The 26417-nt window shown below is 38.1% G+C and carries 26 protein-coding genes and 2 pseudogenes; 10 read left to right on the forward strand and 18 right to left on the reverse strand.

Going from position 1 to position 26417, the window contains the following annotated elements; genetic code table 11:
* Positions 1-423 precede the first annotated feature (423 nt).
* Both LIT25_21635 and LIT25_21640 read right to left on the reverse strand, forming a co-directional pair.
* Positions 424-1263 carry an MBL fold metallo-hydrolase gene (locus LIT25_21635; protein ID USK33119.1) on the reverse strand — a complete coding sequence of 280 codons (840 nt, stop codon included), beginning with the start codon at positions 1261-1263 and terminating at the stop codon, positions 424-426.
* A 56-nt stretch (positions 1264-1319) separates the two neighbouring features.
* Entirely contained in the window at positions 1320-2273 is a 954-nt protein-coding gene (locus LIT25_21640) for an RNA methyltransferase (GenBank protein USK33120.1), read from the reverse strand.
* Positions 2274-2409: 136 nt separating this feature from the next.
* Here LIT25_21640 and LIT25_21645 point away from each other — a divergent pair, with 136 nt between their 5' ends.
* On the forward strand, positions 2410-2622 hold the full coding sequence (locus tag LIT25_21645) for a hypothetical protein (protein ID USK36422.1): 213 nt from the start codon (positions 2410-2412) through the stop codon (positions 2620-2622).
* A 343-nt stretch (positions 2623-2965) separates the two neighbouring features.
* Here the strand turns inward: LIT25_21645 and LIT25_21650 are convergent, their stop codons facing one another.
* From LIT25_21650 to LIT25_21680, 7 genes are all read right to left on the reverse strand, one after another.
* Positions 2966-3559: a hypothetical protein gene (locus LIT25_21650; GenBank protein ID USK33121.1), complete on the reverse strand. Its 594-nt coding sequence runs from the start codon at positions 3557-3559 to the stop codon at positions 2966-2968.
* 451 nt (positions 3560-4010) lie between these two features.
* On the reverse strand, positions 4011-5456 hold the full coding sequence (locus LIT25_21655) for a DEAD/DEAH box helicase (protein ID USK33122.1): 1446 nt from the start codon (positions 5454-5456) through the stop codon (positions 4011-4013).
* Positions 5457-5626: 170 nt separating this feature from the next.
* Complete coding sequence (menC, locus tag LIT25_21660) at positions 5627-6736, reverse strand: o-succinylbenzoate synthase (protein USK33123.1); 1110 nt, start codon at positions 6734-6736, stop codon at positions 5627-5629.
* A complete protein-coding gene (locus LIT25_21665) occupies positions 6726-7562 on the reverse strand; it encodes a GNAT family N-acetyltransferase (protein USK33124.1) in 837 nt (278 codons plus the stop codon). The genes menC and LIT25_21665 overlap by 11 nt, the downstream gene beginning before the upstream one ends.
* A gap of 17 nt (positions 7563-7579) precedes the next feature.
* Entirely contained in the window at positions 7580-8725 is a 1146-nt protein-coding gene (locus LIT25_21670; GenBank protein USK33125.1) for an amidohydrolase, read from the reverse strand.
* A 25-nt stretch (positions 8726-8750) separates the two neighbouring features.
* Positions 8751-9608, reverse strand: coding sequence for a MurR/RpiR family transcriptional regulator (locus LIT25_21675; protein ID USK33126.1), 858 nt, complete (start codon positions 9606-9608; stop codon positions 8751-8753).
* Between the two features lie 169 nt (positions 9609-9777).
* Complete coding sequence (locus LIT25_21680) at positions 9778-10557, reverse strand: LysM peptidoglycan-binding domain-containing protein (GenBank protein USK33127.1); 780 nt, start codon at positions 10555-10557, stop codon at positions 9778-9780.
* A 611-nt stretch (positions 10558-11168) separates the two neighbouring features.
* Between LIT25_21680 and LIT25_21685 the strand changes: the two genes are divergently transcribed.
* The 3 genes and pseudogenes from LIT25_21685 (at position 11169) to LIT25_21695 (ending at position 11928) form a co-directional block, all read left to right on the forward strand.
* A complete protein-coding gene (locus tag LIT25_21685; protein ID USK33128.1) occupies positions 11169-11327 on the forward strand; it encodes a helix-turn-helix transcriptional regulator in 159 nt (52 codons plus the stop codon).
* Positions 11328-11330: 3 nt separating this feature from the next.
* Positions 11331-11618 carry a hypothetical protein gene (locus LIT25_21690; protein ID USK33129.1) on the forward strand — a complete coding sequence of 96 codons (288 nt, stop codon included), beginning with the start codon at positions 11331-11333 and terminating at the stop codon, positions 11616-11618.
* Positions 11611-11928: pseudogene (locus LIT25_21695) on the forward strand (hypothetical protein). Before LIT25_21690 ends, LIT25_21695 begins: the two are co-directional and overlap by 8 nt.
* 24 nt (positions 11929-11952) lie before the next feature.
* On the opposite strand, the gene LIT25_21700 reads toward LIT25_21695, so the two are convergent.
* Positions 11953-12849, reverse strand: coding sequence for a sulfite exporter TauE/SafE family protein (locus tag LIT25_21700; protein USK33130.1), 897 nt, complete (start codon positions 12847-12849; stop codon positions 11953-11955).
* Positions 12850-13351: 502 nt separating this feature from the next.
* Here LIT25_21700 and LIT25_21705 point away from each other — a divergent pair.
* Together LIT25_21705 and LIT25_21710 are read left to right on the forward strand one after the other, a co-directional pair.
* Complete coding sequence (locus LIT25_21705) at positions 13352-14374, forward strand: aromatic acid exporter family protein (GenBank protein USK33131.1); 1023 nt, start codon at positions 13352-13354, stop codon at positions 14372-14374.
* A gap of 107 nt (positions 14375-14481) precedes the next feature.
* Entirely contained in the window at positions 14482-15960 is a 1479-nt protein-coding gene (locus LIT25_21710) for a PAS domain-containing protein (GenBank protein USK33132.1), read from the forward strand.
* 594 nt (positions 15961-16554) lie between these two features.
* Here the strand turns inward: LIT25_21710 and LIT25_21715 are convergent.
* On the reverse strand, positions 16555-16713 hold the full coding sequence (locus LIT25_21715) for a hypothetical protein (protein USK33133.1): 159 nt from the start codon (positions 16711-16713) through the stop codon (positions 16555-16557).
* Between the two features lie 170 nt (positions 16714-16883).
* Between LIT25_21715 and LIT25_21720 the strand changes: the two are divergent.
* Positions 16884-17105: pseudogene (locus LIT25_21720) on the forward strand (helix-turn-helix domain-containing protein).
* Positions 17106-17455: 350 nt separating this feature from the next.
* Here LIT25_21720 and LIT25_21725 read toward each other — a convergent pair.
* Both LIT25_21725 and LIT25_21730 read right to left on the reverse strand, forming a co-directional pair.
* Entirely contained in the window at positions 17456-18232 is a 777-nt protein-coding gene (locus LIT25_21725) for a YibE/F family protein (protein ID USK33134.1), read from the reverse strand.
* Positions 18232-19365 (reverse strand): YibE/F family protein, encoded by a 1134-nt coding sequence (locus tag LIT25_21730; GenBank protein ID USK33135.1) that lies wholly within the window; start codon positions 19363-19365, stop codon positions 18232-18234. Before LIT25_21730 ends, LIT25_21725 begins: the two co-directional genes overlap by 1 nt.
* A 479-nt stretch (positions 19366-19844) precedes the next feature.
* On the opposite strand from LIT25_21730, the gene LIT25_21735 reads away from it, so the two are divergent.
* On the forward strand, positions 19845-20330 hold the full coding sequence (locus LIT25_21735) for a cadmium resistance transporter (GenBank protein USK33136.1): 486 nt from the start codon (positions 19845-19847) through the stop codon (positions 20328-20330).
* Positions 20331-20619: 289 nt separating this feature from the next.
* On the opposite strand, the gene LIT25_21740 is transcribed toward LIT25_21735, so the two are convergent.
* Positions 20620-20769, reverse strand: a complete 150-nt coding sequence (locus LIT25_21740; GenBank protein ID USK33137.1) for a hypothetical protein — start codon at positions 20767-20769, stop codon at positions 20620-20622.
* 316 nt (positions 20770-21085) lie between these two features.
* Positions 21086-22248 (reverse strand): IS3 family transposase gene (locus LIT25_21745; protein ID USK33138.1). Its coding sequence is split into 2 segments (ribosomal slippage): positions 21086-21954 and positions 21954-22248, totalling 1164 coding nucleotides; the frame shifts between segments, so codons are not numbered across the junction.
* 346 nt (positions 22249-22594) lie between these two features.
* Here LIT25_21745 and LIT25_21750 point away from each other — a divergent pair.
* On the forward strand, positions 22595-22936 hold the full coding sequence (locus LIT25_21750) for a hypothetical protein (GenBank protein USK33139.1): 342 nt from the start codon (positions 22595-22597) through the stop codon (positions 22934-22936).
* An 87-nt stretch (positions 22937-23023) separates the two neighbouring features.
* On the opposite strand, the gene LIT25_21755 is transcribed toward LIT25_21750, so the two are convergent.
* Both LIT25_21755 and LIT25_21760 read right to left on the reverse strand, forming a co-directional pair.
* On the reverse strand, positions 23024-23668 hold the full coding sequence (locus tag LIT25_21755) for a superoxide dismutase family protein (GenBank protein USK33140.1): 645 nt from the start codon (positions 23666-23668) through the stop codon (positions 23024-23026).
* A 440-nt stretch (positions 23669-24108) separates the two neighbouring features.
* A complete protein-coding gene (locus LIT25_21760) occupies positions 24109-24522 on the reverse strand; it encodes an Lrp/AsnC family transcriptional regulator (protein USK33141.1) in 414 nt (137 codons plus the stop codon).
* A gap of 261 nt (positions 24523-24783) precedes the next feature.
* Between LIT25_21760 and LIT25_21765 the strand changes: the two genes are divergently transcribed.
* Positions 24784-25353, forward strand: coding sequence for a hypothetical protein (locus LIT25_21765; GenBank protein ID USK36367.1), 570 nt, complete (start codon positions 24784-24786; stop codon positions 25351-25353).
* A gap of 883 nt (positions 25354-26236) precedes the next feature.
* Here the strand turns inward: LIT25_21765 and LIT25_21770 are convergent.
* Positions 26237-26416, reverse strand: a complete 180-nt coding sequence (locus tag LIT25_21770; GenBank protein USK33142.1) for a hypothetical protein — start codon at positions 26414-26416, stop codon at positions 26237-26239.
* Position 26417 lies beyond the last annotated feature (1 nt).

The following is a 26417-nucleotide window of genomic DNA, read 5'->3' on the forward strand; positions in this document are numbered from 1 at the left end:
TGTTTGTCTTGCATTTTAAAATTCATAGTAGGGCTTCCTCCTTAAGACTCTGAGTTAGATTGGACTCTATACTCGTATCTTACTGAGGGGCTCTATTTTTTTCAAACCTGATATTTAACGATCTACAGGAATGCTAAACTGCAAAGTGAACGGAACAACAAAAAAAGTTGCTTAAGCAACATGTTCACTGACCTTTTAGTTATCAGCTTGCTGTTTAATTAAAACCTTTAAAGTGATTTATTTTGGGAGTTTTAAGATTTTTTCTTTGATTTCATTAAAATTATTTCTCGGTTACTTCTACAATCTATGGAAATATCCCTCCCGAGCTGCAGAATTAGCGGATAATCTATACTATAAGGATCGCTGCCGGCTAAAAAATTGCAGCATAAAAAAACAGCCGGAGTAATCTTTTCCGGCTGTTTCCTATTGAAGATATTTCCCATGTTCAGGCACCGCAAGCTTTTCGAAATCCCTGCTTAATTCGGCCAGTCCTTTTCTCAAGACTTCGCCTGACATTGGCAGTCCATGGCCTGTAATAGCAGTTGATGGCTTAAGTGCTTCCAAGGTTTTCACTGAGTTCCAGGCAGCTTGCCAGTCTGTTGTGAAGTACCTTGGAGGACCTGAAATTTCCTGCTTTTGAGTAAACACCTTATAGAGTGAATCCTGTCTTACAGTTACAAACGCATCTCCTGCGATCAAAGTCCGGTCTTCTTCGCGATAGAAGGAAACATGGCCAGGTGTGTGACCAGGCGTATGGATCCATTTCCATTCTGTTAATCCTGGAATTTGTCCATTTTCTCCAAATGCCTGAACATGATCAGTTAGATTGATGGCATCATTCGGAAAAAGCGGTGACATCTTGGCGATCAAGCCGCCTTCAACGCTTCCATCCGGTTCCGGATAATCTTTTTGACCGGTCAGGTAAGGCAGTTCGAGTTCATGAGCATAGACTGGAACCTGCCACTGTTCAATGAGTTCAATGATGCCCCCCACATGATCAAAGTGCCCGTGTGTCAGCAATATTGCTTTTGGTGCAACTTCTACGCCAGCATGCGCTTCAAAAGCCGATTTAATCGTGTCTGCAGAGTGCGGCATGCCCGCATCAATCAAATACCAGTCATTGCCGCTTCTTAAAAAAACTACATTTACAATTTGATTGGTGTAGCAGTAGACCCCTGGCAGGACATCGAATTCCAGTCCGCTAGCAACAGATGTCATCGGCATCCATTTGTTCTCAAAGGAGCTCTCCATTTGGTCACTCATAGCTAATACCTCCTATGTATGGTTCAAAGGGTTAGTATCCTCAGGTCTGCCATTCTTTATTCACAAACTAGTATCTGCCTTGAAAACATCTGCTTCCTCACTGTACAGCGGTCTGCAATATGAAACCCTGCTTCTTCAACCATGTGATCCATCGTTTCACTTGTCACAATCACCGTTTTATTCGAAATTCGGCGGGCATGTTTTAAGATAGACATCTGCTCCTCAGGTGTGGCGTGGGTATAAAGGTTATAGGGCATATCAATAATGGCGACATCATACTTGCCTGTGACTTCTGAAATCGGTGCTGTCCTGACGTCGCATTCATAGCCGAAATGTGCGATGTTTTCTCTCGATCCATCTGTTACAAGCGGATTGATATCGCGTCCGATAATATCTATGCCCATGGATAATGCTTCTACAAGAACGGTTCCAATTCCGCAGCACGGATCGATCGCTTTTACACCAAAAGGATTTGGAACAGCAATATTGGCAACTGCCCTTGCAACCCTTGTACTTAGTGCAGTTGAATATTCACGCGGCTTTTTTAAATGATGCAGCCAGACCGGTTCGCTCCTGCGGTACTTTCCGAAATACCAGCGCCCTTCATGAGTTGTAATGCCAAACGTCTGATCTGGATTCCGGACATCTGCCTCTGCTTTAAAGGGCCAGCCAACCTGCCGCTCAATGTTTCTGCGCTCTTGATAACTAATTTGTTCATAATCTTCAAGATCATTGATTTTCAGAAAAATAATCTTAAACGTATCCGTTCCAATATCAATCTGCTCAACCTGCTTTACAATCTCAGAAAGCTCGTTTCCTTCATAGATGACTTCCAATCTCTCTTTCATAAAAGGACTTCTGCTTGGATCAATGTCAACATCACTTTTCAAACTGAATCCATCGGGCTGAAAGCCAAAAAATGAACGCATCTCCAAGTGACACAATAAAAGCTCCTCTTCTGTACACGCAAATGTATATATAAATGCCGGTTTTCGGCTAAGTTTATTCAATCTATTCCCATCCTTTAGCGCTTTAAAATATTCTTCCTTTCAAAACCATATCTGTATTTGCAGAGAAATGCAATTGTCCAGATGGGTAATTTCTTCTTTTTGAGCAAATGCTACGTATAAAAGGAGGCTGAGTGTCTTGAAAGAGAGAGAACCAATTAAAAGTCAAGAAGCTGATCAAACTTCAGAGGGTCTGAATCAGATTTTCGAGATCATAAATGCTAAAGGCGATGAAGGAGAATTAAAAGAGATCGTACAGACACCAGATGAACATTTGTTATGCAGCGACGATTTATTTGACCGCCAGCTTTTTGCGATTGTGGATGATACTGTACGTGAAGATGAAGAATAAATAGAAAAAAAGCGCACCTTCAAGTGAAAGTGCGTATTTTTATTCTAAAGGTATTAACTTAACCGGTGCCATCGTTTCAATGATATTGCCGTCATCGCAGAAAAACACATATTCCGGCACTGAGAATGAATCATTCCCAAGGATCGTGTTGACCGCTGCCATTCCGCTTGAATCATAGACGAAAAAATTGCTTCCACTGCTTTATACCTTCCTGCCGGCAAATCTTTTCCTGCACTTAACGTTTTGGGAGCTTCTTTACAAAAATTATATGGTTTAGACTGAACTTCTACCTTCTCGTTAGACAAAAAAATTGATTAAGGAAGCAGACTGAGTAAATTGAGGGCTATTTTTCATCAGCACCACTAGTATTTTGATTGTTTTCCTGAATAATCGTTTCCTGAATTTCCAACTCATCTTGGGGTTTTTCGTCAGCTCCAGCAGCCTTTTCCTGGCTTTTTAACATCTCTTCAGCTTTTATTGCAGCATCAGCAGCCAGTTGCAGGAGTGCCTGTTCTTCCAAAGCTTTATTTTCTGCGGCAGCCTGTTCCTGGCTTTTTAACATCTCTTTAGCTTTTATTTCAGCATCAGCTGCCAGTTGCAGGAGTACTTGTTCTTCTAAAGTTTTATTTTCTGCGGCAGCCTTTTTATTTGGTTCATTGCTTTTTTCATCTCGTTTTCGTTGTTTTAATTCTTCTTCCTTGAGCTTTTCAGCTTTTTCCTTCTCCTTTTTTTGTTGCTTGTTTAGTTCTTCATTTTTTAGTTTTTCAGCTTTTTTCTGCTCCTTTTTTTGTTGCTTGTTCAGTTCTTCATTTTTTAGTTTTTCAGCTTTCTTCCCATCTTGTTTTTGTTGTTTTTTTAGTTCTTTTTTCTTTAGTTTTTTGGCTTTCTTCTCATCTTGTCCGTCCTGGTTTTTCAGTTCTTCTTCCGGATTTTTCATGCTATTCCTCCCGTGTTATATTTACGGATTTTTGTTTGCAATTTATCTAATATTGATACCTTTTTCATTTTAGAAGTTAATTAGCTCAGATATTTTATGCTGGACTATTTTATATGTGATTCACATATAAAATAGTCCAGCATAATATAAATAAAGAGCAACTATATTAAGATATTCTGTTATTAGTCAATAATTAATAATTTTCAAATATAAAATAATTTTTAACCTTATCTTTTGTAATGATGTATCAGAAGCAATGGATAGTGATTTTACTCAAAGGGACCTCATTAGTATTCTTTTAGACGATTTTCTTTATCAAGCTAAAAGAAGAAGTAATCCTTACTACTTGTATCACTCACTAAATGAAAAAGGTGGACAAGAAATACATTACTAGGAAAAATGAATTAGAACAGCAAAAAACTCCGCCCACGATGAACGGAGTTTTCTTACTTTATTTATTCGCTTCATGAACTTTCAAAAGCTTGCCTTTAATCGTTGTATTCTTCATTGCTTTCAAAACGATTGGTCCTTTTCCATTTAGAATCTCTACATAAGAAACGTTTTCCTGAATGGTAATGATGCCAATGTCACCCGCTGTCATTCCGGGAATCTTGGCGATCGTTCCGACGAAATCAACTGCACGGATTTTCTTTTTCTTGCCTCCGTTGAAATAGATCTTCATAATTCCTTTATTCAGCTGGGCACTTTTGTCTTTTTTAATTTCAGGACGGGATGTTATTTTTTCTTCGAATGCACCTTTTGCTTTAGAAATATCTTCGCTCGAAGGGGGAAGTGTTCTAGGAATTTCAAAGCCAATATAATCTTCAATTTCGGTAAGGAATTTTTCCTCATATGGCGTAATGAAAGTAATCGCTTTTCCTGTTTTGCCTGCCCGGCCCGTTCTGCCAGTTCGGTGAACATAACTTTCTTTTTCAAGCGGCAGGTCATAGTTAATCACGTGTGTAATATTATCAATATCGATTCCTCTGGCGGCGACATCTGTCGCAACTAAATAGCGGAATTTCCCCCTTTTGAAATCATTCATGACAGCAAAGCGATCTTCCTGATAAAGGCCTCCATGAATTTTATCACAAGGATAATTGGCTCGGTCTAATTGCTTAAATACGGCATCAACCTGCTCTTGTGTTCTGCAGAAGATGATGCAGCTGTCAGGGTTTTCAACGACAGTCACAGCTTTAAGAAGCGGGAACTTCTCCTCTTCTCTCACCACAATTAATGAATGTTCAATTGATGCAGTCGTCAGTCCTGCAGCTTTTATCTCAATTTCAACCGGTTTTTTCATATATTTATGGCAGAGATTTTCTACATCCTTTGGTAAAGTAGCTGAAAAGAGCATTGTAACTCTGTCCGTCGGAAGCTCATCAATAATCGCTTCTACCTGGTCGATGAAGCCCATATTCAGCATTTCGTCCGCTTCGTCAATAATCAGATATTGCAGCTTTTCTAACGCAAGCGTTCCTTTTTCAATATGATCAAGGACTCTTCCGGGTGTTCCGACTACAACATGAGTCTTTTGCTTCAGCTCAATTTTCTGCCTGTCAAATGGCTGTTTGCCATATACGGCTGCCGCTTTTATCCGTTTGAACCTGCCGATGTTTGTTATATCCTCTTTTACCTGTGCAGCGAGCTCCCTTGTTGGAGTCAGAATTAAAGCCTGAGGCCTGTTTTCCTCCCACTCAACCATTTCACAGAGCGGAATGCCAAACGACGCCGTCTTCCCGCTCCCTGTTTGTGATTTCACGACAAGATCCTTCTTTTCTAAAGCGACAGGAATGACTTTATTCTGAACTTCTGTCGGTTCCGTATAATTTAAGCTATCCAGCGCTCTCACAATTTCCGCGCTTAATTTATAATCAATAAACCCTTTATTACTCATTTAGCATCCTCATTTTTTCTTGTGTTTTTTCAAGTATTTAACTCATGAATCATCATTATACTTGAAATAAGCTAATAGAGCGTGATAAATATTGGTTTTTGATTCATTTCACCTGCGGATGAAAAAACAAGAAAGTATAACCCTGCTTGCTTTTCCTGAGTTATCTTTAATTAATTATGATAAAAACGGCTGTATGACGTGATATTCTCGATTTGTTCCAGGTCCGGTTCATACCCGATTCCAGGACTTTCCGGAATATAAATGTATCCTTCTTTCATTTCCACTTCCGGAGTAATAATATCCTGCTTCCAATAATGAGAAGAAGGGGCTGTATCTCCAGGCAGAGTGAAGTTGTTCAGTGAAGTTATGGCAACATTATGAGCTCTGCCGATTCCCGCTTCAAGCATTCCGCCGCACCACATCGGAACATTGTGCAGCTCACATAAGTCATGAATTTTTTTTGATTCTGTGAGCCCGCCGACACGTCCGATTTTAAGATTGATAATCCTGCAGCTCCCAAGCTCAATCGCTTTTCTCGCATCTTCTGCACTATGTATGCTTTCGTCCAGACAAATAGGCGTTTTGAGATGAGCCTGCAGCCTTGCATGGTCAACGATGTCATTATGAGCCAGCGGCTGTTCAATCATTGTTAATCCGAATTCATCGAGTGCTTTTAGGTGATCTATATCATTCAGCGTATAGGCGCAGTTTGCGTCGGCCATTAGCTGAATATGCGGAAATTCCTGACGAATTAATCTAATGATATCAACATCCCAGCCCGGCATAATTTTCACTTTAATCCGCTTATATCCGGCCTTCAAATAACCATCGATTTGTTTTAGCATTTTCGCCTGAGATTGCTGGATGCCGACACTTACACCCACTTCGATTTTGTCTCTTGCACCGCCGAGCGCTTTCGCCAAAGTCATGTTTTTCTCTTTTGCATAGAGATCCCAAACAGCCATTTCAATCGCGGCTTTGGCATTGTAGTTACCGCGTATCTTTATAAATCGCTCTGACACCTCATCTGGATGAGTGACAGGCTCTTGATAAAGAAGCGGAATCAAGTGATCGCTCATCATATGCCAATTCGTTTTGACCGTTTCTTCATTATAGATTGGCTGCGTAATGGAAACAGATTCTCCCCAGCCTGATAACCCTGATCTCGATTTCACTTCAACTAAAATAATGTCTTTATCTTCTTCTGTTCCGACACTTGTGGTAAAAGGATGCAGCAGATCCATCTTGATTTGCCTTAGGATAATGCTTTTAATTTCCATTTCCTTGTCCCCCATTCTCTAATAGGTATAGATACTGGCCAATGTGACGCTTATCTTTCACTAAATCGGATACCACCCACCCCTGACTTAAATAATGGGAGAACACTTCGCCAGTTTTCTCTCTCCATTTTTTAGCAAGCTGAAAATCAGCCCTTTTGATTTCCTGAAACTGTGCCGGCACGGGAACGAAAATATGCGGACTATGCAGGGACAGGTCTGTTTTTTCCGGAAAAGGAAAATTGTCTATTTCATTTGTATAAAGAGCATATGGAATGTTTGCTTCTTTCACATCTACTTGTTTCACATTTACTTTGTTTTGCTTATTCAAATGCCATTCGACTAAAAAACGGTCTGTCGGTATACCGGCATTTAAATTGTCCGCCATTTCTCCGTAAACATTAGGGATATATTCCTTGGCAATTGCCCCCAGCTTATGTATGTTAAGATTTCCATTGACGGTTTCCAGCGGGTCGTATGTCCAGGTGATCCGGTCATATCCCATCTCAAGTGCTGTGTCTTTTTGTGCGATTTTCAGTTTTTCTCCGATTCCAAATTTGCGGTAATCTGGATGGATGCCTAAGCTGTGTGAAACGAGATACACTTTATTCCCGTCATATCCCGCAAAACTGTATTGAAAGCCGATGAGCTCATTTTTATAAAATGCGCCCAAAATAAATCCGCCGTTTTTCACCGCAGCCGCACTTTGATTAACAGGAACAGAATCCTCCATACTCCAGATTATTGCCTCAAGGCGCCTGACTTCTTCCAGCGCTTTTACCGTTTGAAGATTGCGGATAATCATTGATTCCTGCACTTCTTTTTTCAAGATACTATCACCCCTGTTTACCATCGCTGCTGATCTGCTTCCAGCAGCATTTGTGTTAAAATCTTCGTGCCATAAACTAAAGCCTCTTGATTAAATTGCATCTTTGGGTGATGCAAACCAGGCTTTAGGTCACAGCCGAGCCCAATCATCGTGGCAGCAATCGCCGGATTTTCCGCCGTATAAAAATGAAAGTCCTCTGCCCCGGGAGAAACACAGGCCTCTTCGGTATTCTCTTCGCCCAGTATTGAGACGATCGCTTTTCTTGCTATCTCAATCGCATGAAGATTCTTTACCGCTGCGGGTGAGTATTCCTCTACCTTTGAAGTAATTTCCGTCTCGGTTAACTCTTCAATTTTTGTAATCGTATGTTTCGCTTTTTCCAGAAGCATCTCCATCGTGTCATTCGATTCTGCTCTCAAATCAAGTGTAAAGCGAGCGTTCTCAGGAATCGAATTAGAGGCTTCTCCCCCATGCAGTTCCGTTATTTTAATTGAATAATGATCAGCTGCATTCAATTGAATTTGGCGTATCGCCCCGATTAACAGAGCGGCGGCTTCAAGCGGATTATTGCCCAGTTCTGGTCTGGCAGCGTGAGCGGGCACCCCCTTTATTACTCCTTTAATGCTTGCCGTTGAACTATGCAGAATAACTGGCGCGGCCTTTCCAAACGGAATTTCCATCACTGGACGCAAATGGATGCCGAAAAGAAACTTCACTTTCTGAAGGACGTTTTCCTCCATCATCTTAAGGGCACCCGCTGCCTTTTCTTCCGCCGGCTGGAAGATAAAACGGACCGTATGCTTCATCTTCTGTTTTGAGAGAGTGAGTGCGGTATACAGGACCATTGTGCTATGAGCATCGTGGCCGCAGGAGTGGTTGGGCACGACCGCCCCGTCCACTTCCTGAACCAGTGCATCCATATCTGCGCGGAGAGCAATAACATCTGACTGCTCCCCCTCAAGCTCTGCGATAAAACCGAAATGCCCTTCATAGGTTTGAATAATAAAGCCTGCATTTACTAGTTTTTCTTTTATATATTGTGAGGTTTTTTCCTCCTCCCAGCTCGGCTCTGCAAGCATATGCAGCTCATGATACGTTTTTATTATTTCTTCCTTGTGTTCGTCTGCAAAGTGCATTCCATGTAATTTCGGCACTCCATTCATTCAAATCCCACCCCTATGTTTGGTTTTACTCTAAAAATAATTCCTGATCCGTATAAAGCTTTTCTAATTTTTGCTGACGAAGGCTGATTCTGTCCCGATCCCGATGCTTAACACCTTCCATGATGACTTCCAGTAAACTGACAACAGAAGCAATCGAATGATCCCCCGAGTCCAGCTTCTCCTCCGTTGTTAACGTAATTTCAGCAAGCTGTCCAACAGGAGAAAACTGTCTGTTTGTAATGGCTATCACTTTTGCCCCTTGAGCTTGTGAGCATTTTGCAAGTTCTATGGATTCTTGCCGGTACCTTGGAAACGAGAAAATAATCACCGCAGAATTTTGATTCAGATCAAGAATATCTTCAAGTGAAAAGCCTGCTGGACTTGAAATTGCTACATTATCCCTATATTGCTTGAGGGTATAATGCAGCCAATAGGCAGCTCCGTAGGAACTTCCAAATCCGCCTATATAAATGCGGTCAGACTGTATAAAGTGATCAACCGTCTTCCAAATCTCACCCTCCTCGACCTGCATTAATAATTGCTGTAATACAGATATTTCTTTCTCGATGACCGTACTGAAAATGCTCATTTCATTAGGCTGTTTCAATTCTGCAGGCAATCCTTCAAGGCCTGCACCCTGTTTCATTTCCAGCCAATTCCTGCGCAGCGCCTCCTGCATGTCTGAATAACCTTTAAAACCTAGTGCATAGGCCAGACGAATAACGGTCGTCTCACTTACGCCTGCTCTTTTCCCTAATTGAAAAGCAGTGAGCAATACCCCTTCTTCCTTGTGCAGAGTAAGGAATTCAGCAGCTTTTTTCTGACCTTGCGATAAAGAAGAATAATTCTCCTTAATAATTTGAGAGATTGATTTTGGTTTCATGTCTGCTCCTTTTCATTCAGGTGAAGGAAAAACTTCATTTATTTTATTATATTAAATCCTATCCTTCATATTCAATCATTATTTTATTATTCAGAAATTAACCAATAAAAAATACGGCAAATTTCCATTTTTCGGAATATCTGCCGCATCTTATCAATCTGCTAATCTATTAATTTAATACCTTCACATTAACTTCTCTCTTACCGAATGCAACTGCAGAATCTTGTGTCGGGATGAAAACATCAATGCGGTTCCCATTAATTGCACCGCCAGTATCTTCTGCTGTTGCATAGCCGTAGCCTTCAACATATACCTTAGATCCAAGCGGAATGACGTTAGGGTCTACCGCGATTACTTTTTTATCAGGGTTCGCTTTTAAATCAACGCCTGTAGCAGTTGTTCCTGAGCAGCCTTCACAGCTTGCCGTGTATGCAGTAGCTATTACGGTTAATTCTTTTGCTACGTCTTCTTCACTGACGTCGTTTTCTGCCACTGCACTTGCAGAAGCTTCATTTACAGAAGGGTTTTGATCCTTCGGTTCTGGCTTAGCTTCCGGCTTTGGTTCTGGAGCGGGAGCTGGACTTGCATTGTCAGCATCACTGAAGATCACAAGCTCTTGACCAGGGTGGATGACATCTCCTGATAACTCGTTTTTCTCAGAAATATGCTCTACACTAGCGTCAAATTTCTCTGCGATGCTCCAAAGCGTATCGCCTGCAACAACTGTGTATACTTCTTCATCTGATATCTTTAATGTATTGTCTGCAATAATTATGTCTGATGTTAAATTGTTCCAGTTTTTAATATCATCTACTGAAACTTTGTGCTCCTGTGATAGGCTCCACAGAGTGTCTCCTTTATCTACTACGACTTCTTCTGCCTGCGCGCTAATTCCTGCTGTAGTTGTTAGAGCGGCTACAGCCGCTAATGAAAAGATAGTTTTTTTCATAATTTTTCTTCCTCCTTCAGCAATTTCGAATGTTTCCCATGTTATCACAAAAAAGAGGCTTATAAAAAACAGAGAGATAATAAATCTATTACAATTGTAACATCGCTATAACAATAACCTTACTAACAAACTGGAAATTTCCACTTTATTCCTTGTTTTCCTTCAAAAATCTCTTGCAATCTAGTTAATTAATCACCTTTTCACTATAATATTTCATTATATTAGCCCAGTTTGGTTTTCTGTCGTTTAGGGAAATTAAAAGGTACATTTGATAACATTTTCTGGCCTTTAAGATTAATAAAAGCTAATTAGATCATTTATTTAGTTTAGATTGAAACAATTTAAAAATGAAAATCGTCTTATTTATAAAAAGCACAAAGGGGTAATCAATAATGGGGAAATTCTTAAAGAAGATGGATATAACGAAACAAGACCTTATTTTTGGAATGGCAGGCTCTTTACTAATTGCATCATTTGTACAGTTTATTTCTTAGACGTCTTTCCTCAAGCAGGAAGATGTTTTTTTATTATTCTTTTTTTCTGTCCTGCTAGATTCACTCTCAAAACTTTTCTATAATAGCAGAAAAGTACAAGCAGCCGGGGTGAAACAGATGTTAGAGGGGAAACTGATTAAATTTTACCGCGAAAAAGAAGGATTCACACAAGGTGAACTCGTACAGGGCATTTGTTCTGTCACCCATTTAAGTAAAATTGAACGGGGCATTACGGAGTATTCGGGAGAGATCACTTTTTTACTATCAAAAGATTAAAAATTGATTTGGAAACAGAAGTGCCGCTATAACAAACTCGATGAAAAACTGACGGAATGGCACGAAGTGATGATCATGCAGATAACACAGGAAGTGGAAATTCTTAAAAATGAAATCGAACAGGAAACGCTAAAGGACTTGCCGGATTATTTAATTCTATACCGCTTATTGCTTTCTAAATATTATCTTTTTACGAATCAGCTGGAAAAAGCGAAACAGCTCATATTCACGCTTGGAAATCCGTTATTATCAATACATAGATTCAACTGCCCTAAACCACGCTTGTGTTGAAGTACCTTGCTTAGTCAATAAACGCGGAATCCAGCCAATTCATATTGGAGATTTGCCGCCTCATTTAGCAGCGATGAATATGACAAATATTAATGTCCAGCAGTTAGTTGTTGAAGCTGTTCTTACAGGAAATATAGACTGCGTTTATCAAGCGGTTATGCTTGATCCTCATACCTCGTCTGTTTTGTCACTGGACGAAATCTGGGATATGACTGCTGAGTTAATAGAAGCGCACGGTGATCGATTGCCAAAGTTTACAAAAGGAAGAAATCTTGCTAAGAAAGAAAAGGCAGTTTCTAAATCGCTGTAAACAAGAATTTGAAAAAGGAGGAGCCTAAGCCCTCCTTTTTTCTATTCTGATTGCTTCCTCCGCCTTTACCCGGTTTCTCCTGACCGCATATCCAACCGCAAGTGCCCAACCAATCAATATGAAGCCGTAAACAAATGGCACTACAGAAGCATCAACAGCCCAAGTAGTTAGAAGAGTTCTTGAATTTGTCAGAACAATAAATCCTCCAACCAGGACACCCAGAAGATAAGCCGGCAATTTTTTAACAAGCCATGCTGCAATCGGAGCTGCTACGATTCCTCCGATCATAAGAGCAAAAACCCAGTACCAGTTTACTTGCTCCCAGCCAAGTGCTATGAAAAATCCAAGGGTAGCAGAAACAGCGATGGCAAATTCGCTTGTGTCGACCGTTCCGACAACCTTTCGTGCAGATGACCCTTTTTGCGATAAAAGGACAGGAGTTGCAATCGGTCCCCACCCCCCGCCGCCTGTTGCATCTGCAAAGCCGGCAATTAACCCAAGGGGTATCGATTTTTTCCGTGTTAGTGGAAGGGATTCACTTTGCTCACGTGCTTCAAAATGAAATAAGAACCGCAGCATGACATAAAGACCCAATACCAAAAGAAAGATGGCTATAAAGGGTTTTGCCAAATCACCAGGCAAATTGCTCAAAAAGGCTGCTCCTGCAAAGGCCCCAATAGAACCTGGGATAATCAGTTTGTATACTGCCTGCTTATCAACATTCCCAAATTTTATATGTGAAGCACCTGAAGCGGCCGTTGTAACTACTTCTGCTAAATGAACGGAAGCAGAGGCAACTGCCGGGGCTATCCCAAACGTAAGCAGCATTGTTGTGGATGTAACACCATAGGCCATTCCTAAAGAACCATCAATAAGCTGTGCCAAAAAACCGATAAAAGCAAAAATAATTAATTTCCTCAAAGCAATTCCTCCCCACTTGGAAACGAAAAAGGCCCTTAACAAAATGTTAAGGACCTTTGGTTATCCAATCAGTCTGATTATTATAAATTTTTAATGTAATTTTATTATATATAATTCCTATGAGTTTACAAGGATTAATTTTCTGTTTTTTATTTCGGCCGCTCTTTTACATTTGCGATGTGTCTTATACTCCATCTCCATTTTTGGTCAAAATCCATTCAGCCTCTCATAGCCAGTTTCTGCGCGTTCACTTTATATATGTGCACGCTCGGGGAAATTTGTGCGCGTTCACCTTATATATGTGCACGCTCGGGGAAAGTTGTGCGCGTTCAGCCTGAATTTATACGCGATCTGCCAATTACATCCCAAATTAGCACGACTAAAAGCTTGATCAGATCCTTCACCGGTTGGGTCAGCACTCTACAAATTCATTTTTTTCTTAAATTTGAAAATCTGATAAACTAAGTGGAACACAAGATATAAGAAACGGAGTGTCTCCCCTTTGATACTAGGACCAAGAGTTTTAAAGACTGGATTATCAGTTACACTTGCTTTATTTATCTGCTCTATCTTTCAGCTTGAGCCGTCAGTATTTGCAGGAGTCGCAGCTATTTTTACGATTCAGCCCTCCATTTACCGCACATGGAAACAAGTACTTGATCAAGTACAGGCGAATACACTTGGAGCCTTGCTTGCTCTGTTTGCCATTTTCTTTTTCGGCAGCAATCCAATTGTGATCGGGGTTGTTGTAATTTCTGTTATTTTAATCAGCTTAAAGCTCAAAATGGAAGCGACCATTTCACTGACTTTAGTAACGGTCTTGGCGATTATGAGTGCTGCCGGCAATGAAGACTTCTTATTCGTCTGGAACCGATTCTTGATTATATTAATAGGCATTGCCTCTGCTTTTCTTGTTAATCTGCTGATTCTTCCGCCAAAGTATAAAGAAAATTACTTCGCAAAAGTTCAATCTGTTTTTGAAACCATGTCCCTGTTAATGAGGACAGCCATCTCAGATGAATTAACGGAGAAATATTTTCAGGAAAAACAAAAGGAATTTAGAACCGAGCTTCAAAAACTGGAGGATTTATACGAAATCTTTGACGAAGAACGGGAAAAGATGGCGAAGGTAAATCCGGTGAATGTCAGGGAACTGGTCGTTTTTAAACAAATGCTGAAAACCATTCAGCAGGCTGCAGACGTCTTAAAAGTCATTGAAGAACATTATTTTCAGAGCCGCAGCACAATGGTTGACGATCAGTTATTTGATTCCCAGATTGAACAATTAATAAAGTGGCATGAATATCTTCTCTTTAAGTATGAGGGGAAAATTAAGGTTAATGATCAGTTTGAAGATGACACCTTGATCCGCGAAAGCAGGATATTCCTTATTCAATTGATGGAGTCTGATTCTGATAAGCTTGAAAATCAGCGTTTGACTGTTGTTGCTTCAGCTATTTATGAATATGCGTTCCAATTGCACCGTCTTGATCAGCTTGTCGACCGGCTGGTAAAAAGAACATAAAATGAGGAAATAAAAATGCCCTTTATTGGGCTTTTTTTCATAAATCAAAGGATATCTCCGACTTTATGTCTAATTTAATAGGTATCAAAAGTTGTGAGGGATGAGAAATGGAAACCCTTAGCGAAAAAATCAAAGCTTCTGGCGGAGACCTTGCGGCTAGAACCATTGAGCTCTCTCCAAGTCTAAGAGAATATGAATCGATACTGAAGACTTTTTATCAAATTATCGGGGACTTTTTGCACAGTGAACAAGAAGAGCTTGAGCATATCTTCAGGTCCTACGCTAAATTATTTGCAGGAAGATTGATTAGCACACCCTCCACAGCAGATGGATCCATGAAAAGCGTCTCTGTTGTCCGGAAAGTTCTATTGGATTTTCTTGAAAGACAATCAGCAGACGTTCCCATTTCTGCGATTTTTAAGGTTCTGAAGAAACTTGATCCTCTGCTGCAGATGATGTCCGCTTCTATTTTGACCCACTATCATGAAAATCTTCTATTGGCAAAATTTGAACTGGATGAATCGAATAAAGATCTGCAGATTACTTTAAAGGAGCTTGCTGATCTCAAAAAAGCGCTGAATGAAGCCACTATTTTTGCCATTACAGATAAAAATGATGTGATTACATATGTTAATGATAAATTTTGCACAATCTCAAAATATGATAAGGAAGAGCTTATCGGTCAAAGTCATCATATCTTAAACTCATCCTTTCACCCAGCGGCATTTTTCGATGAAATCCTGACGACGATAAAGCATGGTCATGTATGGAAAGGCGAAATTCTTAACAGAGCAAAAGATGGTTCTGAATATTGGGTTGATACGACAGTCGTTCCCTTTTTAGATGATCATGGAAAAATCTATCAGCATATTTCCATTCAATACGATATTACAGATACGAAAAGAACGGAGGATATGCTTCGCAAAGCTGAAAAATTATCAATGGTAGGAGAGCTCGCTGCCGGCATCGCCCATGAAATCCGTAATCCAATGACCGCAATAAAAGGCTTTGTCCAATTATTGGACGAGTCATATGACGGAATGAAATATGCTGATACCATTTTAGCTGAAATTGAGCGGATCAATTTTATTGTCAGTGAATTTATGGTTTTTGCAAAACCTCATGCGACTTATTTCAGCAAGTGCAGCCTGCCTGAAATCGTTAATAGTGTGATAAAGCTATTAGAGCCTGAAGCGCTTTTGAAGAATGTTGTCATTTCCTTATCGGTTCCGTCTGATGAAGTTTCCATTTTCGGGGAAAGCAATCAATTAAAACAAGTCTTTTTAAATATGCTGAAAAATGCAATTGAATCCATGTCAGCAGGCGGAAACATTTATGTTTCCATTGAAAAAGATTCAAAACAAATCAAGGTTTCCATTCAAGATACAGGAATTGGACTGTCAGATGAAGAAATCCAAAAACTCGGCATACCCTTTTACACAACAAAGTCCAATGGAAATGGCCTCGGACTGATGGTAAGCTATAAAATTGTTCAAAATCATGGAGGGCAAATTGAGGTAACCAGCGCGGTAAATAAAGGAACATGCTTCACGCTTTTATTTCCTGTCAAATCAGATGGAGTTTAAAAGGGAAATAAAATGATCAGAATCAAAACGCTCTTCCTGGTAAACATCCCGTGAAGGATTCAATTTAGGTGTATAAATTTGATAATTTAATATTCTAACCCATTTTTTTTGCATCATATTCTCTCCTGTAAGTGAAATCCATGTAATGATTTTATTTTAAATGGTAGCCTCTTTTAAAAGTACAGAGTTCCTTAATTATTCTTTAATTTAATGTATGGTAATTAGTACTAAGTTACTATTATGATAGATGAAAGAAAATAATTTTTTATGTATTTCTTCCAAAAAAGATTTTTCACGTTTTAAATCGTAAGCATTATATACAACACTGATACAGTGTCACAGCAGAAAAGCGCTGTTCGGTATGTTATCTGTCTTTTATAAATCGAAATTGGATATTATTTACGAAAGGAATAAGCCAGGTTGAAAATCAGCATTTGCTAACAAAAAATTGTCGGTCAAGGAGATAAAAGGAAAGAATAATTTATCAGTCTCGACTCTATATTGCACTTCAAAAGAGAGGTAAGGGAAAAAGAGCATCTCATTTAAATGGGAAGCCCTTTCATTTTGCTATTTATTAAGATTCATAACTGTATCTTACAGTGAATACGGATCGTATTGCATGTGGTATTGAAGAATGTTTCTGTCATGGGTTCTTTGATCAAATACCAATACAGGATCTGGAACGCCTTCAGGACTAATAGCCTGAGTGCTTAGAAGGGTCGCTCCTTTTGGTAAAAGAATCATAACAGACATTTGAAATGGTCCTTGATTGACGCTGAAGCTTGGGCTTTCCTCATGTTGAAATATGCATTTCGTATGTTTTCTCTACTCTTGGGTGCTTTTTTGTATAGCCCTAAATAAAAGAGGAAAGTAATCCTTGATGATATAAATGGCTTTATACTCACTTAGTTCCCTTATTCGCAGCGTTTGCAGAATTTGAACGTAATCTGATCGAGGAACGCTCAGTTGCAGGACGAGCAGCTGCAAGAGCGCGTGGGCGTCTTGGTGGGCGACCGGAGAAGTTTGGACCAAAAGATATTGAAATGATGAAATCTTTAATTGAAAGTGGTACACCGATTAAAGATGTTGCGGAAAAGTGGAGCGTGTCTCGCACGACGATTTATCGCTATTTAGAAAAACAGTAAATCGGATGTGCAAATTAACACTTAAAACACACGCAAAATATCTCCAAAAGTTCCTCAACAATCGGGCCATTTAATTGAATAAGAATCTTAAACCAAATTGTATATTTATATTAACATTAGTATGGGATGGAGAGTTTGTGAAGGATTGTACTTAAACCAAAGTGGCAGAATAGTTTTAAAGACCTCCTTTTTAAAAGAGGTCTCTTAATTTTGGGGTTCCCATTGTTTATTATGAAGTAATTTAATAACTGGGTAACTATCAATTTCATTAAGGCCGAATAGATTCGGATTGATGTCAAAAGTTAAAGTATCAGTTCCCATGTATTTTGTGGTCTTTCCTGTCATAAAACCTATTTAAATGTCTCGTTATTTTCTCTTGTTTTCACTAAAAAATAGGCAGTAATCCAGGAAGTAATTGGAATAATCAGGGCTATGCCAATTCCAGCACAAAATATAGTGATCATTTCTGCACTAAATACTTTTGAATTTACGATATCGCCAACAGAATAAGATAAATCTTTAAACCAGATGAGCAATCCGAGATAGCCTCCAAAGAAGGCAAAAAATAACGTATTCGTATTGGTTCCTAAGATATCCTTCCCAATACTTATTCCAGATCTATATAAAGCTTTCCTACTAATTAGTGGATTATGATTCAATATTTCGCGCATTGGAGAGGCAATGGAAATCGCAACATCCGTAATCGCACCTATTGTACTCATAATAATCACGGCAGCTCCAATTTTAGCAAAATCCACTCCGATATAAAGGGAAAACATGCCAAGCTCCTCCGTTTCTTCCTCGCCAAATCCCTGAATCATTGCATTTTCTGTCACGAAGAGAATAAAAAAGAGTAAAATCACAATTGTGATAATAGTAGAAAAGAATGCTGTTGCTGTTTTACGATTCACTTCATTAATAAAAAAGAGAGTAATACAACTAATCAATGTAGATGCAATCACTGTTAAGATAATCGGATTAAGATATGGATCTGCCATAAAAATGATTGTTAGAAACAACACAGCAAAGTTTAAAAAGAGAGCAATAAAAGACCTAGCTCCTTTTTTTCCACCAATAAGTATCATCAATATAAATAAAATAGTTGCTAGCAACACTAATACATTCATTATCTTGCCCTCTTTCGATTAATGAAAAAAATAGAGGTATATAGACCGATTGGAATAGTTAACACGATTCCAATACCACCAGCTAGAGCTCTAGCCAATTCCAATGAAAGGTTCATGGAAAGGGTAAATCCCAATGGAGAAGCATTCTTCAAATACAAAATAAGCATTGGAATCGAACCACTTATATATGCAAAAAACAAAATATTTGTCATGGTTCCCATAATATCTTTCCCAATTTCCATTCCTGAAGTTTTAAGTGCTTTTATTGGTATGTTGTTATTCTTTTCATACAACCCATATATAGACGAAGACATTGTAATGGCTACATCCATTACAGCTCCTAAAGATCCTACTAATACCCCCGCCATAAACACCATTAGTGGAGGACGAGTTATAAATTGCATTTCTTCAAATCGAAGGCCATTTCCTGAAGTTAACCACATAACAAGATAGGTAATTAACAGCGATATAAACGTTCCTAGCAGAGTCGCAATAATAGCTGCATATGTTTTTCCATTAAAACCGTTAACGAGTAATAAAGAAATAAAAGTAAAGAAAATAGCACTTATACTGCAAATCAATACCAAACTGATGCCTGATGTATTCAGATAAATATCTAATGCATACGATAATAATGCAGCATTGACTGCCAAACTTATAATTGAAAACAGTCCTTGCTTTTTTCCAACGATAAGTAATGTCAAGATAAAAATCCAAGCTATAATCAAAACGTATTTATCACGTTTTACATCTTTTATGGTTCCAGTTAAACCTGTATTTTCTTCTGTGTTCGTATTAATCGAAACAAACAATTCATTTCCAACATGGTATTCTTGATCAAACGCTCTAGAGGATGAATACTCATTCGTTAAATGGATAAGCTGCCCTTTATTTTCTCCATTTTTTAACTCTGCTATTATACTCTGTGTGAATAGCTTATCTTCATTATTGTGTAAATCAACCATTTCAGAGGTATTTTCTAGTTTGGTATCAATAACTTCGGCTATTGGACGTTCATAGAATGAATAATTGTGATTAACAAAAAAAACAGAGGCGACAAAACAAAGTCCTATTATGGTGTACATAATAATTTGTTTATAATCCATTTTTTTAAATTTGTTTACTTTTAACATTCAAAAAAAACCCTCCAAGTATCAGGATAGAACAAAGTGTATAAAATTTAAGATTTATTGGTTTGATTATGTATGATTTTTTCTTATTAAGCAAACGGGCCATATTCTGAAGTAAAAAAAGGCAATTAGTTGGTTCATCTCGAAATGTATGTTATTCCGATTAAAGGGCCATTTTAATGGAATAAATCTTATTGAGCCGCGGGGAGTTTAGTTCAAAATAAAAACCATTCACAGATTCCACCATTTAATCATATTAAATTATGTTAAATGCTTATGTGGGCTGATGGTTTAATGAGTATTTGGGGAGCCGTTGTTTCAGGAACGATAGCATTTGCATCAACCAACTTAGACGATATTTTTGTTTTGATGACACTGTTTTCGCAACGTAATTCTAAATTTCGAGATCATCATATTGTTGTTGGTCAGTATCTTGGTATAGCTATTCTTACTACGCTTAGTATATAGCTGCTTATGGTGTTTTGCTTTTCCCAAAGGTTTGGATTGGATTACTCGGTCTAGTACCTATGTATTTCGGAATTAAGATGCTTGTCGAACAATGGAGAAATACAGGTTCTGCTTCAGATGAAGCTAAGGAACAGGATATACAGCTAAATGAAGATGAGAAAAACAATACAAAGAGATTATCATTTCTTTATGGTTTCCTTAGTCCATATAGTGTGAAAGTCGCAAGTATTACTGTCGCAAATGGAGGAGATAACATTGGAATTTATGTCCCTTTTTTTGCGACGAGTAGTTCCACTCAAATTTTAATTATTATCATTGTTTTTGCGGTTCTCGTTGCAGTTTGGTGTTACGCTGGATACAAAATAGCTCAAAATCCTTTGGTCAGTAATGTATTAGAAAGATACGGTCATATTTTTATTCCATTTGTTTTCATTAGTTTAGGGGTACACATCATTACTTCTAGTACATTAAGTTATTTCTATGAAAAGTTATTTCTTTAATGGAGGTAGAACGTGTCAGAAACACACTAATTCTTGTTCCACGGAGGGTTAATGTTCAATAAGTGTGTACCCTTTTCAACGGCCTGAGTAATTCCAGAATCGGGCGCGATTATTTAATATTAGGAGCCAGGCTCTTTTTCTTTTTCTGCTAACAGGGCAGGTTAGAAGTCTAATTCTCTAAGGCGTTTAAGTAAATGTTAAGGGTCTCACGGTTTTTAAAAAAAGAACACTTTCCTGTAATCATTTTATATTATAACTTTAGATAATACCTGTAGTTTTACTAAACAGGCTATTGAACATTTTTACTATTTGGCTGCTGAATAGATACATGTTGTGGTTTTTCTGGATAGGGTCGCTTACCTGGATCGTCAGGACCGGTAAGGTTATTTCTTTGATCCAAAACTTTCCCTGTATACTCAATAGGATTTATGTCTGCCATTGTTTTCACCTCCATTAATAGGATGGTTGAAAAATAAATTCACATGACAGGTAATTTTTCCTTTATCAATAAATGAGTTTTTATCTAGAGCATAATAATTAGTAAGCAGGTTGTGCTAAAGGGGAAGTACCCAAAATCTTATCGTGAAGGGCAACGATCTTTTATCAAACACTGTGAATTGCTTGATACACAATCGGGGGCTTTTCTGCAATTTCTAAAGCTTCTTTTATCTCGGATTATTGTTGAACGATCTTCCATTAAAGGGCGCGATTGCGGAACTGAACTGGCCCACAGAAATGAGACATGAAAAAAGCACCTATGCTGCCTGTTCCCGAAATTCTATCGGGGACAGGTAGTTTAATTTTGCCTGAAGTCGTATTGTATTGTAATAATAGATGAATTTTCTTACTTTTTCCACTACAATAGGGTTTGTAAGATCCTCTCGTGGCTGAGAGTAGAATTCTTCCGACTTTATCGTAGAGTGGAAGGATTCAATAACGGCGTTATCGAAGCAGTTGCCTTTCCGAGACATGCTTGTGATAATGCCGTTTTCTTTTGCTAAATTCTGAAAAGCATAGGAGGTATATTGCGATCCTTGATCACTATGAAGAATAACTCCCTTCACTTCAGATTGATTATCTAATGCATCCTTCAATGTGTCTAACACAAGGGTTACGTCTAGGCTTAGACCTATTCGATAGGCAATGATTTCATTATTATAAAGGTCCATGATACTAGATAAGTACATCATGGATTGACCAAATGGAAGATAAGTAATATCCGTAACCCACTTTTCATTAGGTTTTGATGCCTTAAAGTTTTGATCCAAGTTATTAGACACAACGATTCTGCTTTCCCCTAAAATCTTTCCTTTCCTTTTCGGTTTCACTCTACATTGCCAATTGTGCTTTTGCATAATTCGTTGAACCGTTTTTCTGTTAACCTTAATGTTATATTCTCTTAAAAGCCAAGCTTTCACCGTTCGGTGACCAATGAGATACTTATGTTTGATACAAATTTCTTTTATCTTGTTTTCCAACTTCGTTATTAACTTAATACCTTTCTTTAACCAACGATAGTAGCTAGACCTAGCAACTCCCATACATTCACATATTAATTGAATGGGATATTTCTCCTTCAAAATTTTTACGAGTTCTAGAATAACTTTTGGTACCAACTCCTTTCGATTTCTTGGTACTTTTTTAGAATTTCTACTTGGATACTTAATTGTTTATTTCTCTTTTTTAACTGCTCCACTTCACTTAATTCTTCCATTCCTTTACCATAGGAATATTGTTTTCTCACCCCTTGAGAAAACCGATAAGTTTCTCCATTTTCATACCATTTCATCCAGTTTTGAATTTGTCTTTTATTTTTTATATTTAACTTTTCTTGAATGATTTTATAAGTTAATCCTTTTTGTCTTAATTGAACTGCTTCCCACTTTATTTCTTCAGGGTAATGAACTATTTTCCCCATAAGAAAAACACCTCCAAAATCGTTTAGTTTACTAATACGTTTCAGGGGGTGCTTTTTCCTTGTCTCACTTAACTGGGTCTCTCCAACTGAAAGCTAGGTGTTTTTTGATTTAATGTATAAAAAAAATGATTGCTATTAAGGTAATCTCTTTTGTTTGTAAGGGAGCGTTAGCTTCCTCTGATGTAGTTACCATAACTGGGATTATCGGTAGTTAACGGATCGTAATTTAGGCTGCGAATAAGCTTCACATAAGGACCTATTACAAGCGATAAATATAGACTTAGATAAGCCTGGGAAGTCAATTGGGAGCAATGGTAAAAGAAAATATTGGAATATTGATTTTGGAGTGCCAGAAACTAATAAGATATTTTTAGTCACTATCCATGAGGGAAAAATTGATCAAGCACAGGATTTAACCGGGAAAGGTGATTCTCCTTATTCCAAAAAACAATTTACAAAATCGGAAGATATTAACTACGATTCGCCTGAATTACTTAAAAAATCACTAAAAATGGGCAGTATTTATCCAGGTAAAGATTGGGCAAAAGGTTATAATTTTTTGCTTAGAAAAGACACAGAGACAAATATTACCCTAATGTTAGTACTAGGTTGGAATAGCGACCAGACAAAAATGAAAGCAGCTGGCTTTAATGTAACAACAGGAGAATATATTCCGCCGCAGAATTGAATTTGTTTTGCTATTCGCCTTTGTTCAAACTTTATTTTGTAGTGCAAAACCCTACAATGGTGTAGGGCTTCTTATTAAAATACTTTATTATTTCGTTTCAGTCTCTGTACTCATAATTACTCCGCATGCTTGTCTGTCACCTGCATCCCCAGTTTTCATCGTTGTTTCATCAGGACCAGGTTTTCCGTCTGTTTGATAACGATCAGGTATATTGCCGAAGTTATCAGGATTTGAATGGACGATTACAGCCAGTTCTTCCTCTTTCAATTGGTTAATGGTTAGACGATCGAATGTTGCAGAATATGCAGCACTTCCATCCTCGTTGACATATAGGGAAGGCATGTCTCCGGCATGTCCGGAGTGCATTTTCTCATCCGGATTAAAGTGTCCGCCTGCTGTCGTGAAAGGACCTTCCTCGGCATCAGGTTCACAAACACCTTTTTCATGGATATGAAAACCATGGTGACCCTGCTCTAGACCTTCTATACTAGCAATTATCTGAATTTTACCGTCTTGTTCAAGAAAGCTTACAGTGCCAACAGTTTTATTCTCTACATCTTTAAGTTCTGCTTTAGCTTGAGGTTCCATCTGTTCTTCTAGGCTCTCGCTCGACTCAGCTATATTTTCCGTATTTGTCGTTTCTTTACCATTTGAATTATCTCCGCTGGCACATCCATTTAGCAACATAGCCATAGACATTGTTAACATTAGCTTCGTCCAATTTTTGCTCATTTGGCATCTCCTTTCCGTTTTTAGGTTTTATAACCATTTTATCAAGGGTAAACGATTAAATAAAGTTATATAACTGGTGAATTTCTGAACATATATGTTGGTGATAATCCTTCTAAAGAAATATATATATAAGTATAATTTTAAGGAGAGATTAGGTTCTTATTCACTATTCAACAAACGGGCGCTTTTCTTGAGTAAAGATAGTGTACTTTTTCTTGTATTTCAAGGGTTCTCACTGTTCGATAATTTGTTAATGTCTGCGATTAAAAAAATGTTCTTAGATTTATTTTCAATGGGTAAAGGATTTTTGTACGGCTTTGTATTTGTTAGGTTTTAATTTAGTTGAAGAATTAAATAACTTTATTATGGGGTCACGCCATTGGTGGGACCCCTTCTTCGTCTGAAAATGTCGTTTTAAATGCGACTGCCTATCCGGAGGTTCATTTATACTGCCCGATAGAAATATTGATTTTATAATGGCCGTAGACCAGAATCTCATCCTGCAGCTTGGACAGCTGATTTTGGTCAGGTACCTGGGCTTTTAAAATAAAACACGGCTCCCCGCTGACACGGTGAGCTTCTTTAATTTCATCTCGCTCCTGAATAAATTCCTGGAACTTCTTATGCCTGTAATCCTTCATCTTAACGATAATAAAAATGCAGTAAATGTTCCCCAGCAATTTTCCGTTCAGCCGGACCGTATACCCCTCTATGACCCCGATCTCCTCCAAACGCTGAATTCGATTTGATACGGCCACACCAGACAGATGGACAAGCTGCCCGATCTGTTTCCATTGCATTCTTGAGTTGCTTTGTAAACAGCGAATGATCTCCATATCGATGTGATCAATCATGTCAATCATCCTTTCATCGCTAAAGTACATCCTTTCATCACTAAAGTAAATGGGAGCAAACTCTTTCACCGATGTATGTAAAAGAAAAGGTACACATATTAGAATAATGATTAACCGGTTGTAGCTTTAGCGTACGTTTTTTCCGAAATGTTGTCTGTACCCCTTTTTACGGTCAAAGTATCTAAATCTAAATAATAGGGAGTGAAGAATTTGGTAGTAAAAAAACTTTGTCTTTCCGCAATATGTTTTCTTTTCGTTTTGATGGTAATGGTACCAGCGACATATGCAGCAGAAAAAGATTATACAATTGAATCGTTCCACTATTTAACTGTAGATGGAAAAGATATGAATTCCTTGGCCACAGTAAATAACAAGTCCAACAAAGACATAAAAATAACCATGGTTCTGCCTAAACAGAATAAAAAAGGCGATTGGTTAGCGTATGGATTTACGAGCAGAGAAACTTTGCAGGCATTTATCGAAAAAGATAAACAAAGACAGAAACTTCAAAACAGAGTCGCGCAAAACGAAATCGGGATCATGGCCAGCGGTCCTTGTTGTACCGATTTCTATGAGTATAAATATAAAGGTGGACAATATATTTATTGGAGATACGGGTTTACAAACTTGCCTTCCAGCTGGAATGACAGAATTTCCTCCTTAAGTACAGCGTCACCTTCTTATAGCTATTCGACGACGCTATGGGAGCATACTTCATATCATGGGTATGGAAGAGGAGTTTTGTTTAGACACTCTGATTGGTATGGTAAAACTGCTAATATGGCTTCGGATTGGGACAACAAAGCTTCGGCAATCGAAATCAAATATTAACGAGAGTTTTAAAACACTATTCTCTCATCGATTTAGAAGGAATGGGAGAATAGTGATTTTTTTGTAAGTTTCGTCGCAACTTTCACCCTGGCACAAGCCGCCTTTGACTTTAGGTGAATAAAAGGATCTTCGATTGAATATCCTTTTTCAATACCGATAACATCGCTTATAAGTATAATGGAATTAGAAAAAAATGGAATGGTTAAATATTCCTTGTTTTTAGGAGGATATATTTAAATATGCTTATATTTCTCATGTACATATTAACATCATATTTGATCGTACAATTTTTCTTTAGCATAGGTTATGCTGTTCTAATTATGTTTAAAGTAGCAGATGTAAACGAAAGAGATAATAAAATGTTAAGACATATAGGTATAGCAACGTTATCTGGTGCAATATCTCTTTACCTTCTGTTCGACCTTTTATGAGATTTATTGTTAACTCTATTCTACTAACTAACTGGGCGCATTAATTCAACAAGCACCATAAAAGGATCTTCCAAGTGAACTGCACCCCAATTGTTAGACACAACTAACAATTGGAGGTGCAGTTTTTTTATGACCAAATATTCTTTAGAAACAAAATTAACAGCTGTTAATGCTTAAAAAACGCCCCGTTCGAAAAAAAGTACACTTTTTCGAACGGGGTGTTTTTAAGGTCACGCAAATTTATGAAGGAACAAATGAAATTCAAAGAATCGTAATCTCCAAACATCTTTTGAACACATAAAAAAGCATGAAATTTCAATAATTGCCGAGAAAATTTTCTTCATAAAAGTCTGGCCGGCTGTTCCACTACGTAGGAAAACCGGCTTTTTACAATCCCTTATCGTTGTAAATTTGCGTTTGCTTGTAGTATCCTGAAAAAGAGTTTGCTTTTTTTAACTAATCTGATTCCAAACTCTTTCCATATTTAATGGGACATATACTTTATCCCCATGTATCTCCCTATGTATGATGGGGTTTTCAAAGCTGTTCTCTGAATAATAAGTTTCATTTTTACGCCTTCCTTTACGGTGTACTCCTAATATAATTTCAAAGCTTTCTCCTGAAGTCTTCATT

The organism is Bacillus sp. F19 (genome assembly GCA_023823795.1).
In the GTDB taxonomy this organism is placed as follows: domain Bacteria; phylum Bacillota; class Bacilli; order Bacillales; family Bacillaceae; genus Bacillus_P.

Coding starts and splice junctions, on each gene's coding strand:
- LIT25_21715 (USK33133.1), bottom strand. CDS start 16,713: ATGTCTGTTATGATTCTTTTACCAAAAGGAGCGACCCTTCTAAGCACT.
- LIT25_21760 (USK33141.1), bottom strand. CDS start 24,522: ATGATTGATCACATCGATATGGAGATCATTCGCTGTTTACAAAGCAAC.
- LIT25_21725 (USK33134.1), bottom strand. CDS start 18,232: ATGAATGTATTAGTGTTGCTAGCAACTATTTTATTTATATTGATGATA.
- LIT25_21770 (USK33142.1), bottom strand. CDS start 26,416: ATGAAGACTTCAGGAGAAAGCTTTGAAATTATATTAGGAGTACACCGT.
- LIT25_21680 (USK33127.1), bottom strand. CDS start 10,557: ATGAAAAAAACTATCTTTTCATTAGCGGCTGTAGCCGCTCTAACAACT.
- LIT25_21675 (USK33126.1), bottom strand. CDS start 9,608: ATGAAACCAAAATCAATCTCTCAAATTATTAAGGAGAATTATTCTTCT.
- LIT25_21655 (USK33122.1), bottom strand. CDS start 5,456: ATGAGTAATAAAGGGTTTATTGATTATAAATTAAGCGCGGAAATTGTG.
- LIT25_21710 (USK33132.1), top strand. CDS start 14,482: ATGGAAACCCTTAGCGAAAAAATCAAAGCTTCTGGCGGAGACCTTGCG.
- LIT25_21765 (USK36367.1), top strand. CDS start 24,784: ATGGTAATGGTACCAGCGACATATGCAGCAGAAAAAGATTATACAATT.
- LIT25_21740 (USK33137.1), bottom strand. CDS start 20,769: ATGGCAGACATAAATCCTATTGAGTATACAGGGAAAGTTTTGGATCAA.
- LIT25_21685 (USK33128.1), top strand. CDS start 11,169: ATGTTAGAGGGGAAACTGATTAAATTTTACCGCGAAAAAGAAGGATTC.
- LIT25_21755 (USK33140.1), bottom strand. CDS start 23,668: ATGAGCAAAAATTGGACGAAGCTAATGTTAACAATGTCTATGGCTATG.
- LIT25_21650 (USK33121.1), bottom strand. CDS start 3,559: ATGAAAAATCCGGAAGAAGAACTGAAAAACCAGGACGGACAAGATGAG.
- menC (USK33123.1), bottom strand. CDS start 6,736: ATGGAAATTAAAAGCATTATCCTAAGGCAAATCAAGATGGATCTGCTG.
- LIT25_21670 (USK33125.1), bottom strand. CDS start 8,725: ATGAATGGAGTGCCGAAATTACATGGAATGCACTTTGCAGACGAACAC.
- LIT25_21635 (USK33119.1), bottom strand. CDS start 1,263: ATGAGTGACCAAATGGAGAGCTCCTTTGAGAACAAATGGATGCCGATG.
- LIT25_21730 (USK33135.1), bottom strand. CDS start 19,365: ATGTTAAAAGTAAACAAATTTAAAAAAATGGATTATAAACAAATTATT.